Source organism: Vibrio sp. 10N.261.46.A3 (genome assembly GCF_041472995.1).
Taxonomy (GTDB): domain Bacteria; phylum Pseudomonadota; class Gammaproteobacteria; order Enterobacterales; family Vibrionaceae; genus Vibrio; species Vibrio coralliirubri.
Genome location: NZ_JBFRRH010000110.1, coordinates 1 through 14,585, shown reverse-complemented (window position 1 = coordinate 14,585; position 14,585 = coordinate 1). Strand labels below are relative to the sequence as shown.

The following is a 14,585-nucleotide window of genomic DNA, read 5'->3' as shown; positions in this document are numbered from 1 at the left end:
TGATTTTTATACCGCGGCTTGTGCCACTGCTTTTTCTTCTCTTAAACCTGTAAATTCAGGCATTAAAGAAATTAGGTGTTTGCTGTATTCATGCTGAGGCGATTGGAATAGCTGCTCAGTTGGCGCGACTTCCAATAGTTCTCCCATTTGCATCACACCAACACGATCACACATTTGGCGAATAACCGGTAAATCGTGACTGATGAACAGCATGGTTAGGTTTAGCTCGTCTTGTAAGTCTTTTAATAGGTTAAGGATCTGAGCCTGTACCGACACATCCAGTGCCGACGTAGGTTCATCACAAATCAAAAGACGAGGGCGAGTTGCCAAGGCGCGAGCGATAGAAATACGCTGACGTTGGCCACCTGAGAATTCGTGTGGGTACTTAACCCCGGCCATTACGCCCAAACCAACGTGCTCTAGCAGATCGTTCACGATCTGACGAGTTTCATTCTCGTTGCGCGTCAGTTTATGGAATCGGATAGGCTCAGCAATGATGTCGAATATCTTCATTCGAGGGTTCATTGATGTGTAAGGGTTTTGGAAAACCATCTGCATTTGGCGGCGCATTGGGCGACGCTCTTTTTCAGATTTAAGCCCAGTCAGGTCAACGCCTTCAAACGTTACCTTGCCTGAGTTGGGCGCGTACAAGCCAGCAATCACACGAGCAATCGTTGATTTACCTGAGCCTGATTCACCTACTAAGCCAAACGTCTCACCTTCATGCACTTCAAAGCTCACGTTGTTTGATGCTTGAACGTACTCACGACGACTCTCAAAGAAAGAATCTTTGGTGGTAAAGCGCAAGTTTACGTTCTCAACATTCAACAATGGACCAGTGTAATCACGGTGATCTTGGCTTTGACCTAACCAGTGGTTTTTCACATCCAGTGGTTCCATCTCTTGTGCTTCTTCTATGTAGCTAACAAGAGGGAAACGATCGAGTTTGCGATCCGAACGAGGAACCGCAGAGATAAGACTGTGTGTGTATGGGTGTTCAGGAGTACCCAAAACTTTCGCTGTTGGGCCAAACTCAACCAAATCACCACGGTACATCACGGCTACGCGGTCGGTAACATTAGATACCACACCCATATCGTGCGTGACCAACATACAACCTACGTTCTTCTTAATACATAGGTCGCGAATCAAACCCAAGATCTGGTCTTGGATAGAAACATCCAGTGCTGTTGTTGGTTCATCTGCGATGATTAGATCAGGTTCACCTGCCAATGCGATCGCGATAACCACACGCTGACGCATACCGCCAGAGAATTGGTGAGGGTACTGCTTTAAACGGTTTTCTGGTTGTGGGATACCCACTTGGTTCATCAAGTCTAATGAGCGCTGGTAGGCTTCTTGATCCGAAACCTTCATGTTGGCATGAATCGTCTCTTTTAACTGCTGTTCCACTGTGAATAGAGGGTTAAGAGAAGTCATTGGGTCTTGGAAGATAAAACCAATCTTTGAGCCGCGAACAGAACGCATCTGTTCAGGAGATAAACCAGAGACTTTTTCGCCGTCCAGAAATACCTCGCCGCTAGCAATGCGGCCAGGAGGGCTCAGCAAATCGATCACAGCATTACCTACTGTTGATTTACCTGCACCAGACTCGCCTACAACACCAACAATCTCACCACGTTCAATGTTGAACGAAAGTGATTTAACTGCGGCGTGAACTCCATGACGAGATGGGTATTCGATACGAAGATTTTTTACTTCTAAAAGTGACATTACCAGACCTCTACTGCTTTGGCAGCTTTCTGCCCTGTCTGCAAAATTGAATCCATTCTTACCAGAATATTGTTCTGATATTTTATACGGTTGACAATTTGGCAAATAATTCACAGAAAAGCAACAAAAATAGGATAAAAAGTCGACATTAAACGCTTAGCAAGCAAAAGTGCCACATAACTATTCACCCAAAGAGCATATAGTAAGAAAAATCAACATTATATTATCGGCAAGAAATACTCACAAACTCCTTACCACTACTTACTTGTAGAGTTAAAGCCGTGCTTCAAAGCAGATCTAACTACCAGTCACCAAAAACAAATAATTATTCTAAAAAACAATTAACACTATAGAAACAAACGCTAATTTTGTTAATTTGAACAAATAAAACAACCAGATACACGTTAATTAACCATACATTTAACCATTTGTATTATTTTGGTAAATACAAAATAGATAAACGAAAGGCCTAATAAATCAGAGGAGTTTTTGAACAACCAAATGCGTAGAAAGCTGTCAAATTCAGGCCTTAGTGAGCAAATTTAGGGTCAGATTTCACTTTTCATAAAAGTCTTTAGACCAAACCCATTAATATGTCGAATTATTGATCATGCCATTTATATAAAATTAGATATAGATCTGCACATTTGATAAAGAAAGCAACTCCGTATCAGCACCATAATCAAGCAGATCGATAGGAATCTGTCTTATATAAGAAGGGGGGAGACAGAGGCGACAACAGACAAGGTGCCGAAGCAGGTAGGATCCCAACATTCAAAATCGATAAAAACTAAAACGACAGATGTAAAAAAGCCCCAATCTTTCGACTGAGGCTTCTTAAGTGATCGGTGAAGAGACATTCTTTGAACATCAGGCGAACCCCACTTGGGTTCCAATCTAGTGATCTTCAGATGAAAAAAAGCTCATCATTTCTGATGAGCTTTCTTAAAGGTGGTCGGTGAAGAGGGATTCGAACCCCCGACCCTCTGGTCCCAAACCAGATGCGCTACCAAGCTGCGCTATTCACCGAGACGTTTCGTTTGATTTCTCAAACTGGGAACTTCAAAGAAGCTACCAAAATTAATGGGGTGGCTAACGAGATTCGAACTCGCGACCACCGGAATCACAATCCAGGGCTCTACCAACTGAGCTATAGCCACCACTAATTTTTTATATAACCGCTTAAAAGCGATTATTGAAATAGTGGTCGGTGAAGAGGGATTCGAACCCCCGACCCTCTGGTCCCAAACCAGATGCGCTACCAAGCTGCGCTATTCACCGACTAGTTTTGTATCGACTCTTGGGAATAATGAATCAACACTGGAAGCCGAAGCTACCGATATTTTGTAAAGAAAGAATGGGGTGGCTAACGAGATTCGAACTCGCGACCACCGGAATCACAATCCAGGGCTCTACCAACTGAGCTATAGCCACCATTATTTCTTTTTGCCAATTTCTCACTTACCGAAGTAAGAGACCGGATGGCGCGCCTGAAAGGATTCGAACCTTCGGCCTTTGGCTCCGGAGGCCAACGCTCTATCCAGCTGAGCTACAGGCGCATGCCCTGTCGGCGGAGTGGAATAATACGTATATCACCCAATGCCGTCTAGTACTTTTTTAACTTTTTTTTCTGTTTGGTCTCTTTTTCGACAGTTAATATGTGATAAACCCCTTATTTGAGTACTACAACCCGCCACAGCTTATAAGTTGTTGTTTATTGCAACAACTTATCGGGATATAATCACCCATTATTTACATTGGTTTAACAGTTGCTCTTTGCTGGTTAAAGCCAAAACACCCTTCCAACACTATAAATTGGTAAGCATGTACTTACCTTGGGAATGTAAAGTGAGTTTAATGGATATGTCTCGTCGAATTTTAAGCGTTGTCATCGCAGTTTTAACCTTTTCAACTGGCGCAATGGCTGCAGGCCTAAGCGAAGCGGAGCACGATGCAATTGCTGAACGCATCAAACCAGTTGGCCAAGTTTACCTAGTCGGCAGCGAGCCAGTAGCCGCAGAACCAACAGGCCCTCGTGATGGTGCAGCAGTTTACGGTACCTTTTGTATCGCTTGTCACGCATCTGGCGTAAGTGGCGCACCTAAAACAGGTGATGCTGGTGACTGGGGTCCTCGTATTGCTCAAGGTCGCGACATCCTAGCTGACCACGCAATCAACGGTTTCAATGCGATGCCAGCGAAAGGTTCATGTATGGACTGTTCAGACGAAGAAATCAAAGATGCTATCGAGCACATGATTGCCGGTCTGTAATTAAAAATGCCAGATTCAAAAAAGGTGACCTCTTGGTCACCTTTTTTATTGGCTTCTATATAATGCTATAAATGCAGAGCATTACTTTTTGTTGAACATCGCTCGAATATTCGCAATGTGCGCCTGTCCTTTTTCCATTCTTTCTTCAGCGGATTGAGGCTTCTTAACGCTTTCCCACTCCACATCATCATGCGGCAGCTCATCAAGGAAGCGGCTTTGTGTTGGCTTGATTAATTCACCATATTGACGACGTTCACGACACTTAGTAAAGGTCAGCTCTTTCTGCGCTCGAGTAATCCCCACATACATAAGACGACGTTCTTCTTCTACGTTGCCTTCATCAACACTGGTTTGATGCGGCAAGATGCCCTCTTCTGCACCCATCAGGAATACATACGGAAACTCTAGACCTTTCGATGCATGCAGTGTCATTAATTGAACTTGATCTGCATCGTCATCATCCTCACCACGCTCCATCATGTCGCGCAGCGTTAAACGTTGAACCACCTCGCGCAGGGTTTTCTCTTCTTTATCGTAGTTGTCACCCTCAAGATCGGCCACAATCCAGCTATACAGATCAGAGACGTTCTTCATTCGCATTTCAGCCGCTTTCGGGCTCGCTGAGGTTTCGTACAACCAATCTTCGTAGTTGATATCACGAACCAAAGAACGAACTGCTTCAACCGTATTACCACGCTCAGCATTGTCTGAGATACGAACAATCCAGTCACCGAAACGGCGTAGATTTTCTAAACCACGCCCTGTCAGTGTCTGCTCTAAGCCCATCTCAAAGCTGGCTTCAAACAAGCTCTTGCCACGCATATTGGCGTAACTGCCTAATTTCTCAAGCGTTACCGGACCAATCTCACGACGCGGTGTATTAACAATACGCAGGAAAGCGTTGTCATCATCAGGGTTCACCAACACACGTAGGTAAGCCATGATGTCTTTAATCTCAGATCTAGCGAAGAAAGAGGTACCGCCAGAGATCTTGTAAGGCACACGGTTCTGCATCAAGGCTTTTTCTATCAAGCGAGATTGGTGATTACCACGGTAAAGCACTGCGTAATCTTTATATTCAGTACGGTTCAAAAACTTGTGGGCGATGATCTCGCCGGTAATACGCTCTGCTTCATGCTCTTCATTCTTAGCATTCAGTACCTTGAGCTTTTCACCGTCTGGGATCTCTGAGAACAGTGACTTTTCATAAACGTGTGGGTTGTTGGCGATCAAGATGTTAGCCGCACGTAGTATTCGGCTGGTTGAGCGATAGTTTTGCTCGAGTTTGATCAAGCGAAGATTTGGATAGTCCTCACCCAGCAACACCAAGTTTTGCGGTTTTGCACCACGCCATGAATAGATAGATTGGTCATCGTCACCTACTACCGTCAAGCGACCACGCTCTCCCACCAGTAAGCGAACCAACTCATATTGGCTGGTGTTGGTATCTTGGTATTCATCGACCAGTAAATAGCGGATACGCGACTGCCAGCGCTCACGCACCTCTTGATTGGTTTTCAGTAACAATACAGGCATCGCAATCAGATCATCAAAATCGAGTGCGTTGTATGCCTTCATCTGTTTCTGGTACATCTCAAAACAGAATGCAAACAACTGCTCTTGTTCGCCTTGAGCACGTGCTTTCGCCTGATCTGGCGTCAGCATGTCATTTTTCCAATTCGAAATGGTGCTCATTAAAGCGCGCAGCAAATCCTTATCACCATCGATCTGCCTCTCTGTTAGCTCTTTTAACAAAGCTAGTTGGTCTTGGTCATCAAACAGAGAGAAACCCGCTTTCAAACCCAGCGCTTTGTATTCACGACGAATGATGGTTAAGCCCATGGTATGAAAGGTCGAAACAATCAGCCCTTTCGATTCACCCTTACCCAGAGTTTGCCCAACACGCTCTTTCATCTCGCGTGCTGCTTTATTAGTAAAGGTCACCGCTGCAATATTACGCGCCTTGTAACCACACTCCTGAACCAGATACGCAATTTTATTGGTGATAACACGTGTTTTACCGGATCCAGCGCCCGCTAATACTAAGCAGGGGCCCGAAACATATTTCACGGCTTCATCTTGTCTTGGGTTCAGTTTCATTTGATTCTCAGTTTGGTCTAGAGGGGCGAATTCAATTGCGCGCCTATAATAATGCTGCAACAGCACGAATGCTACGTTCTCTTATACAAGATTTTTACGCTGAATATGTAAAACTTTGTTGCACATGTGTGTGGTTATTAGGCTATAATGAATGAACGTTCATTCATTGGTGATTGAAATATGACAACTCATGCACCTCGGGATAAACGCCAGCAAATACTTTCTGCAGCTGAAAAGCTAATTGCAGAGGTCGGTTTCCAAGGCCTTTCAATGCAAAAATTAGCCAAAGAAGCGGGAGTGGCTGCAGGCACTATCTATCGCTACTTCGATGATAAAGAGCATTTGATAGAAGATGTTCGAATGCTCGTGACTCAAAGAGTAGCTGATGCTGTTCAAGAAGGGGTTAATGATTCGGATCCAATTAAACAACGCTACCGTACTATGTGGTTGAACATATGGAACTTAGCAGGAACGAATTTAGCCGCAATAAAAAATCGGGTTCAGTATGACTCTCTACCCATCACAAATAGCCTAAACTTCAGGGAACTAGAACGTAAAATGTTTGCCCAAGTTGAGCTGCTATTTAATGAGGGGAAAGAACAAGGATTGTTTAAACCACTTAACAATGAAGTATTAGGTGGATTGAGCTTGGCGGCTAGTGTTTCTCTAGCATGCAAGCATTCTTTAGGATTTTACCAACTTGATGAGGCAGAACTAGAATCTGCAATCGAAGCTAGTTGGGACGCAATAATTAAACACTAGATCGGAGTTTTGACCATAATGAAAAAGTGGACTTTCTTCATGTTACTCATCGCTGTACTACTTTTCGGCAGCGTTATTGGGTTTAACATGTTCAAACAACAAAAAATTGCTGAGTATATGGCCAACCGCCCTGAACCAGAGTTTCCAGTAACGGTAACTGAAGTTCAGCCGATCGACTGGGTTCCAGTGATTGAAGCTATCGGCTTCATCGAACCTAACCAAGGTGTGACACTAGCGAACGAAACCAGCGGTGTTATTGACCAGATCTCTTTCGAGTCAGGTACTGATGTTAAGAATGGTCAGCAACTGGTACGTCTTGATTCTGACGTAGAGAAAGCAAACCTAAAGAGTTCTGAAGCTCGTTTGCCTGCTGCGAAAGCAAAATACAAGCGTTACCAAGGTCTATTCAAGAAAGGTTCTATCTCTAAAGAAGCGTACGATGAAGCAGAAGCGAACTACTTCTCTCTATCTGCTGACATTGAAAGCCTAAAAGCATCGATCGAGCGCCGTGAAATTCGCGCGCCATTCGACGGTACTGTTGGTATTCGTAATGTATACCTAGGCCAATACCTACAATCGGGTACCGATATCGTTCGTTTAGAAGATACCAGTGTCATGCGCCTGCGCTTCACGGTTTCTCAAACAGATATCTCTCGAATCAATGTTGGTCAGGCTATCGACATCTTTGTTGATGCTTACCCAGAGACACCGTTTGAAGGCTCTATCAGTGCAATTGAACCCGCAGTAAGCATCCAAAGTGGTCTTATCCAAGTTCAAGCAGACATTCCAAATAATGATGGCAAGCTTCGTAGCGGTATGTTCGCTCGCGCTAACATCATTCTGCCTAAACTAGAGAACCAAGTAACTCTGCCTCAAACAGCAATTACTTTCACTCTATACGGTGACAATGTTTACATCCTGACTGAAGAAGACGGCGTTCAACGTGTTGCTCAACATGTTGTAAAAGTAGGTGAGCGTACAGCTGATATTGCACACATCCTTGAAGGCGTTAAAGCCGGCGATACGGTTGTAACTTCTGGCCAAGTACGTCTAAGTAACGGTGCCAAAGTTAAGGTTGTTGAAAGTGATGCAATCACTCCACCATCTGAAACACCTAAGCTGTAACTGGAGGCACAATGCGCTTTACTGATGTTTTTATTAAACGTCCAGTTCTAGCGGTATCCATCAGCTTTTTGATTGCGCTGCTTGGCTTACAAGCAATCTTCAAAATGCAGGTGCGTGAATACCCTGAAATGACGAATACCGTCGTAACCGTAACCACGAGTTACTACGGTGCAAGTGCTGATCTTATCCAAGGCTTTATCACCCAGCCCCTCGAACAGGCTGTGGCTCAAGCGGATAACATCGACTATATGACTTCTTCTTCTGTGCTCGGTAGCTCTACTATTACCGTTAACATGAAGTTGAACACCGACCCGAATGCGGCGCTGTCTGACATACTGGCCAAGACTAACTCGGTGCGTTCTCAGCTTCCTAAAGAAGCCGAAGATCCAACCGTAACCATGTCTACCGGTTCAACGACAGCTGTACTCTACATTGGTTTTACCAGTGATGAGTTGGTGTCGAGCCAAATTACCGACTATCTAGAGCGTGTAATCAACCCGCAACTATTCACGGTAAATGGTGTATCTAAAGTTGACCTCTATGGTGGTATGAAATACGCACTGCGCGTGTGGCTAGACCCATCAAAAATGGCGGCGGTAAACCTAACTGCAACTGACGTTATGGCGGTATTGGATGCAAACAACTACCAATCAGCTACGGGTCAAGCAACGGGTGAATTTGTTCTTTATAACGGCAGTGCCGACACGCAAGTATCGAACACTGAAGAGTTAGAGAACTTAGTCGTTAGAAGTGGTGAAGGTGAGATTATTCGTCTGTCTGACATCGCTAAGGTTTCTCTAGAGAAAAGCCACGACGTTTACCGTGCAAGTGCGAACGGTCAGGAAGCGGTTGTTGCAGCAATTAACGCGGCACCAAGTGCGAACCCAATTAACATCGCTGCAGATGTACTTGAGCTTCTTCCTCAACTAGAGAAGAACCTACCAAGCAACATCTCGATGAACGTAATGTACGATTCAACCATTGCGATTAACGAGTCAATTCAAGAGGTTATTAAGACCATTCTTGAAGCGGCATTAATCGTATTGATCGTAATTACCTTGTTCTTAGGTTCATTCCGAGCGGTACTGATCCCTATCGTTACTATCCCACTGTCTTTGATTGGTGTGGCAATGGTAATGCAGGCAATGGGCTTCTCTTGGAACCTGATGACGCTACTGGCAATGGTACTCGCCATCGGTCTGGTGGTAGATGATGCGATCGTAGTACTTGAGAACGTCGACAGGCATATCAAGCTCGGAGAGTCCCCTTTCCGCGCGGCGATCATTGGTACTCGTGAAATTGCGGTGCCTGTTATCGCAATGACACTAACGCTAGGTGCGGTATATGCTCCAATCGCGATGATGGGTGGTATCACAGGCTCACTATTTAAAGAGTTCGCACTAACCCTAGCTGGTTCTGTATTTGTATCGGGTATCGTGGCACTTACGCTGTCGCCAATGATGTGTTCAAAAATGCTAAAAGCTCACGCTGAGCCGAGCAAATTTGAGCAGAAAGTTCATAGCGTTTTGGATGGTATGACTAACCGTTACGAGCGTATGCTTGGTGCGGTTATGAATCACCGTCCAGTGTTCATTGGCTTTGCGATAATCGTATTTGCAAGCTTGCCGATGCTGTTTAAGTTCATCCCTAGTGAATTAGCACCTTCAGAAGATAAAGGTGTAATCATGCTGATGGGTACTGCACCGTCGAATGCAAACTTAGACTTCATGCAAAATACCATGAACGACGTAAACAAGATTCTGTCTGATCAGCCAGAAGTAGCTTACGCGCAGGTATTTACAGGTGTGCCTAATGCAAACCAAGCGTTTGGTATCGCATCTATGGTGCCTTGGAGTGAACGTGAAACGAGTCAATCAGAAGTAGCAAACCGTGTAGGTGAGCTTGTTAAAGATGTTCCAGGAATGGCAGTAACCGCCTTCCAAATGCCAGAACTACCAGGTGCAGGTTCAGGTCTTCCAATTCAGTTTGTTATTACAACGCCAAACAGTTTTGAAAGCTTGTTCCAGATCACCACTGACATCTTGACTGATGTAGCGACAAACCCACTGTTCGTATACTCGGATCTCGATCTGAACTACGACTCAGCAACGATGAAAGTACACATCGACAAGGATAAAGCGGGCGCTTACGGCGTGACCATGCAAGATATCGGTATTACGCTAGGTACCATGATGTCAGATGGCTACGTAAACCGTATCGACTTGAATGGTCGTTCTTACGAGGTTATCCCTCAGGTTGAACGTAAATTCCGTTTGAACCCAGAATCGATGAATAACTACTACGTACGTGCTGCAGACGGTAATGCTGTACCACTAGGCAGTTTGATTACGATTGATGTTGTGGCAGAGCCTCGTTCTCTTCCTCACTTCAACCAATTGAACTCAGCTACGATTGGCGCGGTACCTGCTCCAGGCGCTGCAATGGGTGATGCAATTGCATGGTTTGAAGACACGGCGGCGAATAAGCTTCCAAGTGGCTACAACCACGATTACATGGGTGAAGCACGCCAATACGTAACTGAAGGTAGCGCACTTTACGCGACCTTTGGTCTAGCACTGGCTATCATCTTCTTGGTACTGGCGATTCAGTTTGAATCTCTGAAAGATCCACTGGTTATCATGGTATCTGTACCACTGGCGATCTGTGGTGCCCTAATCGCTCTGGCCTGGGGCGCGGCAACGATGAACATCTACTCGCAAGTAGGTTTGATCACCTTGGTCGGTCTGATTACCAAGCACGGTATCTTGATCTGTGAAGTTGCAAAAGAAGAACAGTTGCACCATCACAAAACTCGTATCGAAGCGGTAATGGAAGCTGCGAAGGTTCGTCTTCGTCCAATTCTGATGACAACAGCAGCGATGATCGCGGGTCTAATCCCACTGATGTACGCAAGTGGTGCGGGTGCAGCTCAGCGCTTTAGTATTGGTATCGTAATCGTTGCAGGTCTAGCGATTGGTACTATCTTCACGCTATTTGTACTGCCAGTGATTTACAGCTACTTGGCTGAAAAACACAAACCTCTACCTGTATTTGTTGAAGACAAAGATCTAGAAAAGCTAGCTCGCGTCGATGAAGCAAAAGCAGCACACAGAGAATTAGCTGATAATAAGTAATCGCTAAGTCGTATTAGCAATAAAAAGGCTACTTCGGTGGCCTTTTTTTATACGCCATAGGCGACATCTCAAGTGTGATTAAATAGAATAGTGGTAAATATTCAGGAGTTTTAATTGATATGTTTGATCCAAAAAAACTAGAGCAGATTGCTAAGCAGATCCACGATTCTATGCCTCAACCAGTAAAAGAGCTTGGTTCAGACGTAGATCAAAAAGTTCGTCAGGTTATCCAAGGCCAACTGAACAAGCTAGACGTTGTGAGCCGTGAAGAGTTTGATGTTCAAACACAAGTACTGCTTCGCACTCGCCAAAAGCTGACTGAAATGGAACAAAAGTTAGCGGACTTAGAAGCAAAGATTGCTGATAAGTAAGCGTAAAGCAAGAAAACTGAAAGGGTTGGTGTGAAAGCACCAACCCTTTTGTATTTCTGAAGATCAATCAAGAACTGAAAATAGACAAAGACCTATCAAGCAATATTCATTTGATTGATTTTTAAGACTTTGTTACTAAAAGCAAAAAGGCTTGGTCAACGGCGACCAAGCCTTTCTATTAGATGTTGTGTTGCTTATTTATAACTCCAACCTGTAAGGAGTTAGTGATACTGCTTCGCTTTTTCTGCAAATTTATCAGTATCTAAGCGACTCATTAACCGCCTACAGCGATACGCTTCATGTCGCTCATGTAGCTACGCAGCTCTTCACCAATGTACTCTACAGGGTGGTTACGGATAGCTTCGTTTACTTCAATTAGCTTAGCGTTATCAACTTGGTTAGATGTTTCACCTAGACCACGGCCGATTACGTCTGTCGCTACAGAAGGCATGAACTTCTCACGTAGTAGCGGTGTTGCTACGTTAGCGAATAGGTAGTTACCGTACTCAGCAGTATCAGAGATTACAACGTTCATTTCGTAAAGACGCTTACGAGCAACTGTGTTTGCGATTAGTGGAAGCTCATGTAGAGATTCGTAGTAAGCAGACTCATCAATGATGCCTGATGCCGTCATAGCTTCGAATGCTAGCTCAACACCAGCACGAACCATAGCAACCATTAGGATACCGTTGTCGAAGTACTCTTGCTCTGAGATTTCTACGTCAGAAGCTGGGTAGTTTTCGAATGCAGTTTCGCCAGTCTCTTCACGCCAGCCTAGTAGGTTCACGTCATCGTTCGCCCAGTCAGCCATCATTGTGCTAGAGAAGTGACCAGAGATGATGTCATCCATGTGTTTGTTGTAAAGCGGACACATTAGGTCTTTAAGCTCTTCAGAAAGCTCAAACGCTTTAACTTTAGCAGGGTTAGATAGGCGATCCATCATGTGAGTTACGCCACCAAACTTAAGTGCTTCAGTGATCGTTTCCCAACCGTATTGTAGAAGCTTGCCTGCGTAGCCAGGTTCGATGCCATCAGCAATCATCTTCTCGTAAGATACGATAGAACCCGCTTGTAGCATGCCACAAAGGATAGTTTGCTCACCCATCAGGTCAGATTTAACTTCCGCTACGAAAGAAGACTCTAGGCAGCCTGCACGGTGACCACCAGTACCTGCAGCCCAAGCTTTAGCGATATCCCAACCTTCGCCTTTAGGGTCATTTTCTGGGTGAACAGCGATAAGTGTTGGTACACCGAAGCCACGCTTGTACTCTTCGCGAACTTCAGAGCCTGGACACTTAGGTGCAACCATTACTACAGTAAGGTCAGCACGTAATTGCATGCCTTCTTCCACAACGTTAAAGCCGTGAGAGTAACCAAGAGCAGCGCCTTGCTTCATTAGAGGCATTACTGTTTCAACAACGTTTGTGTGTTGCTTATCAGGAGTAAGGTTGATTACTAGGTCTGCTTGAGGGATTAGCGTTTCGTAGCTACCCACAACAAAGCCGTTTTCATCAGCATTTTTGAATGATTGACGCTTTTCATCAATTGCCGCTTGGCGTAGAGCGTAAGATACGTCTAGACCAGAATCACGCATATTTAGACCTTGGTTTAGGCCTTGAGCACCACAACCAACAATTACGATTTTCTTACCTTCAAGGTATTCAGCTTCTGTCGCGAATTCTTCACGATCCATAAAGCGGCAACGACCTAATTGGTCTAGTTGTTCACGAAGGTTTAATGTATTGAAATAGTTAGCCATTCTAGGGCACTCCTTTAAAAATAAGTCCTTAAGGTCGATATCTCTCTATCGAATGACTTCATACTAAAACAGACACTCCGTTGCTGAAAGTGATATATTCACAATTAGTTATTGCAATAAATGCAACATGGAAACGATCGCAGAACATGAACATAAAATCTCTACAATTATTTATACATTTATGTGACAGCAAGAGTTTCAGCAAAACCGCTGCTGCTATGCACGTCAGTCCTTCAGCGCTGAGCCGTCAGATACAAAAGCTTGAAGAGGAAACAGGGCAAGAACTGCTTATCAGAGACAACCGCAGTGTTGATCTGACCCCAGCAGGAAAACACCTATTGCCTGTAGCATTGAGCATCGTGGGAGAGTGGCAGCAATATAACCTTCACCTGAAGGGCGGAGAGCAAGAGCTTAAAGGTGAGATACGTATATTTTGTTCAGTAACGGCTAGCTACAGTCACCTACCTGAACTCATAACCGAATTTAGGGCTATTCATCCGTATATTGAATTTAAGCTCTCTACTGGTGATCCAGCTCAATCCATCGACAAGATCTTAAACGATGAAGCGGATATCGCTATCTCAGCAAAGCCAGACATCCTTCCTTCAAGGTTAGAATTCGAAACCATCAGCGATATTCCACTGTCAGTCATCATTCCATCTGGTGTGAGTAGCTTTAGCCAGCAACTGCAATCTGATAAACCAAACTGGAACGAAGTGCCTTTTATCATCCCTGAAGCAGGTACCGCTCGTGAACGCGCTAATGCATGGTTTAAGAAGATGAAGATTAAACCTAATATTTATGCTCAAGTATCAGGTCATGAGGCAATTGTAAGTATGGTAGCTCTAGGATGTGGGGTTGGTATCGCACCCGATGTGGTCATAAACAACAGTCCAGTAAGAGATAAAGTTGACCGCTTAAAGATAGAGCCCATCAAACCATTTGAATTAGGCGTATGTTGTAAGCGAGCGCAGCTAGATAACCCTCTAATTCGAGCGTTCTGGCAAGTCGCAGAAGGGAAATATTTAGCGGACTAGTCATCATTGTTTTAAACACAAAAAAGGGAAGAGCACGTCAGTGCTCTTCCCTTTTTTATCTATGTATATCGCAGATAAGAAAAAAGCCCGCTGATTTCTCAGCGGGCTTTCTAATGGTGGTGGAGGGATAGGGATTTGAACCCTAGAACCGCTATTAACGGTTGCCGGTTTTCAAGACCGGTGCTTTCGACCACTCAGCCATCCCTCCAACAAATTGTCATCAACAGATTTGTACACTGTAGATGTTGTTACATGTATACACAGGTAACGATATTTAAAGCCTGGCGATGTC

Annotated in this window: 9 protein-coding genes and 6 tRNA genes; 6 read left to right on the top strand and 9 right to left on the bottom strand. The window is 44.5% G+C overall.

Annotated elements, in window-relative coordinates; all coding sequences use genetic code 11:
* Positions 1-6 precede the first annotated feature (6 nt).
* From AB4484_RS22140 to AB4484_RS22115, 6 genes are all read right to left on the bottom strand, one after another.
* A complete protein-coding gene (locus tag AB4484_RS22140; RefSeq protein WP_048607507.1) occupies positions 7-1,734 on the bottom strand; it encodes an ABC transporter ATP-binding protein in 1,728 nt (575 codons plus the stop codon).
* Positions 1,735-2,686: 952 nt separating this feature from the next.
* Positions 2,687-2,763: transfer RNA gene (locus tag AB4484_RS22135), tRNA-Pro, on the bottom strand.
* A gap of 55 nt (positions 2,764-2,818) precedes the next feature.
* A tRNA-His gene (locus tag AB4484_RS22130) sits at positions 2,819-2,894 on the bottom strand.
* Positions 2,895-2,938: 44 nt separating this feature from the next.
* Positions 2,939-3,015 (bottom strand) — tRNA-Pro (locus AB4484_RS22125).
* A 77-nt stretch (positions 3,016-3,092) separates the two neighbouring features.
* Positions 3,093-3,168 (bottom strand) — tRNA-His (locus AB4484_RS22120).
* Between the two features lie 48 nt (positions 3,169-3,216).
* Positions 3,217-3,293 (bottom strand) — tRNA-Arg (locus AB4484_RS22115).
* Positions 3,294-3,591: 298 nt separating this feature from the next.
* Here AB4484_RS22115 and AB4484_RS22110 point away from each other — a divergent pair.
* Positions 3,592-4,005 (top strand): cytochrome c5 family protein, encoded by a 414-nt coding sequence (locus AB4484_RS22110; RefSeq protein WP_372080452.1) that lies wholly within the window; start codon positions 3,592-3,594, stop codon positions 4,003-4,005.
* An 81-nt stretch (positions 4,006-4,086) separates the two neighbouring features.
* On the opposite strand, the gene rep is transcribed toward AB4484_RS22110, so the two are convergent.
* A complete protein-coding gene (gene rep, locus AB4484_RS22105) occupies positions 4,087-6,105 on the bottom strand; it encodes a DNA helicase Rep (RefSeq protein ID WP_372080450.1) in 2,019 nt (672 codons plus the stop codon).
* 180 nt (positions 6,106-6,285) lie between these two features.
* Here rep and AB4484_RS22100 point away from each other — a divergent pair, with 180 nt between their 5' ends.
* From AB4484_RS22100 to ubiK, 4 genes are all read left to right on the top strand, one after another.
* A complete protein-coding gene (locus AB4484_RS22100; protein ID WP_372080448.1) occupies positions 6,286-6,867 on the top strand; it encodes a TetR/AcrR family transcriptional regulator in 582 nt (193 codons plus the stop codon).
* An 18-nt stretch (positions 6,868-6,885) separates the two neighbouring features.
* Entirely contained in the window at positions 6,886-7,992 is a 1,107-nt protein-coding gene (locus AB4484_RS22095; protein ID WP_017629443.1) for an efflux RND transporter periplasmic adaptor subunit, read from the top strand.
* 11 nt (positions 7,993-8,003) lie between these two features.
* Positions 8,004-11,126, top strand: a complete 3,123-nt coding sequence (locus AB4484_RS22090; RefSeq protein WP_048612411.1) for a multidrug efflux RND transporter permease subunit — start codon at positions 8,004-8,006, stop codon at positions 11,124-11,126.
* A 119-nt stretch (positions 11,127-11,245) separates the two neighbouring features.
* Entirely contained in the window at positions 11,246-11,497 is a 252-nt protein-coding gene (gene ubiK, locus AB4484_RS22085; protein WP_009848085.1) for a ubiquinone biosynthesis accessory factor UbiK, read from the top strand.
* A gap of 274 nt (positions 11,498-11,771) precedes the next feature.
* On the opposite strand, the gene ilvC is transcribed toward ubiK, so the two are convergent.
* Positions 11,772-13,256: a ketol-acid reductoisomerase gene (gene ilvC / locus AB4484_RS22080; protein ID WP_372080446.1), complete on the bottom strand. Its 1,485-nt coding sequence runs from the start codon at positions 13,254-13,256 to the stop codon at positions 11,772-11,774.
* Between the two features lie 146 nt (positions 13,257-13,402).
* Here ilvC and ilvY point away from each other — a divergent pair, with 146 nt between their 5' ends.
* Positions 13,403-14,293, top strand: a complete 891-nt coding sequence (gene ilvY, locus AB4484_RS22075) for an HTH-type transcriptional activator IlvY (RefSeq protein ID WP_102315369.1) — start codon at positions 13,403-13,405, stop codon at positions 14,291-14,293.
* A gap of 117 nt (positions 14,294-14,410) precedes the next feature.
* Here the strand turns inward: ilvY and AB4484_RS22070 are convergent.
* Positions 14,411-14,501 (bottom strand) — tRNA-Ser (locus AB4484_RS22070).
* Between the last annotated feature and the right edge of the window lie 84 nt (positions 14,502-14,585).

What these genes read in the sequence shown, in the direction of transcription:
- AB4484_RS22090 (WP_048612411.1), top strand. Translation starts at nt 8,004, where the DNA reads ATGCGCTTTACTGATGTTTTTATTAAACGTCCAGTTCTAGCGGTATCC.
- AB4484_RS22100 (WP_372080448.1), top strand. Translation starts at nt 6,286, where the DNA reads ATGACAACTCATGCACCTCGGGATAAACGCCAGCAAATACTTTCTGCA.
- ilvC (WP_372080446.1), bottom strand. Translation starts at nt 13,256, where the DNA reads ATGGCTAACTATTTCAATACATTAAACCTTCGTGAACAACTAGACCAA.
- AB4484_RS22095 (WP_017629443.1), top strand. Translation starts at nt 6,886, where the DNA reads ATGAAAAAGTGGACTTTCTTCATGTTACTCATCGCTGTACTACTTTTC.
- ilvY (WP_102315369.1), top strand. Translation starts at nt 13,403, where the DNA reads ATGAACATAAAATCTCTACAATTATTTATACATTTATGTGACAGCAAG.
- rep (WP_372080450.1), bottom strand. Translation starts at nt 6,105, where the DNA reads ATGAAACTGAACCCAAGACAAGATGAAGCCGTGAAATATGTTTCGGGC.
- AB4484_RS22140 (WP_048607507.1), bottom strand. Translation starts at nt 1,734, where the DNA reads ATGTCACTTTTAGAAGTAAAAAATCTTCGTATCGAATACCCATCTCGT.
- ubiK (WP_009848085.1), top strand. Translation starts at nt 11,246, where the DNA reads ATGTTTGATCCAAAAAAACTAGAGCAGATTGCTAAGCAGATCCACGAT.
- AB4484_RS22110 (WP_372080452.1), top strand. Translation starts at nt 3,592, where the DNA reads ATGGATATGTCTCGTCGAATTTTAAGCGTTGTCATCGCAGTTTTAACC.